At 67.4% G+C, this 1,087-nt stretch carries 2 protein-coding genes; both read left to right on the forward strand.

The window, feature by feature from the left end; all coding sequences use genetic code 11:
- A partial coding sequence (locus AC1DOC_RS34730; RefSeq protein ID WP_478131721.1) for a sterol desaturase family protein occupies positions 1 to 594 on the forward strand: 594 nt, incomplete at its 5' end.
- Entirely contained in the window at positions 591 to 887 is a 297-nt protein-coding gene (locus AC1DOC_RS34735; protein WP_012748706.1) for a 2TM domain-containing protein, read from the forward strand. The genes AC1DOC_RS34730 and AC1DOC_RS34735, both read left to right, overlap by 4 nt.
- Positions 888 to 1,087 lie beyond the last annotated feature (200 nt).

Below are 1,087 nucleotides of genomic sequence, written 5' to 3' on the forward strand. Positions count from 1 at the left end.
AACCAGCTCAACCTGTCGGCCGCCTACCGCTTCGGCTGGACCGGCCGGCTCAGCGGCACGCTCGCCTTCTTCATGCTCGCGCCGCTGCTGGGCATGCCGCCGAAGGTGATCCTGCTGATGCTCACGCTGAACCTGCTCTACCAGTTCTGGATCCACGCGGCCTGGATTCCCAAGCTCGGCCCGCTGGAATGGGTGCTCAACACGCCCTCCGCCCACCGCGTGCACCACGCCTCGAACCTCGAGTACCTGGACGGCAACTACGGCGGCGTGCTGATCGTGTTCGACCGCCTGTTCGGCACCTACATCCCCGAGCGCGCCGACCTGCCCTGCCGCTACGGGCTGGTGCAGCCGATCGTCTCCAACAACATCTTCGAGATCGAGTTCACCCACTGGCGCGCGCTGCTGCGCGACCTGCGCTCGGCGCGCTCGGTGCGGGCTTTCGTCGGCTACCTCGTCAAGCCGCCGGGCTGGCGGCCCGACGGGCCCGGCGAGACGACCGAGGAGCTGCGGCAGCGGGCGGCGCTGCAATCGTCGCCAGCGCAGCCGCCGTCCGCCCCCGAATTCATTCCGGTTCAATTCAAGGAGTTGTCATGAACCCCACCCTTCAGAACGCGTCCCGTCCCGACATCGAAAAACTCGCCCGCCGCCGCGCCGGCGCCAAGATGGGCTGGTACATCCATGCCTTCGTCTATGTGCTGGTGAACCTCGGGCTGGTCGCCCTCTCCGCATCGCGCGGCCATACCTGGGCCGTGTATCCGCTCATGGGCTGGGGCCTGGGCCTCCTGATCCACGGCGCCGTGATCTGGTTCGTCGCGCCCGGCGGCGGCTTCTATGACCGGCTGGTGGAACGCGAACGGCGAGCGCTGCATCCCGGGGAGCGCGGATGAGTGTTGAAGCGCTCCCTCGTTTCCGCGCGGAGAACGTCCGGGGCATGCTGCGGCATGGCCTGATCACCGTCGTGTTCTGCTGCTTCATTGCCGCCGCGCTGGCCATCACACAGCACGGGGACTGGGGGACGCAGATGGTGTATTCGCTGTCCATCGGGCTGATCAGCTGGCTCTTCATCGACGTGGGCCGGCTGCTGATC

It is taken from the genome of Variovorax sp. 01T439_2 (assembly GCF_056398445.1).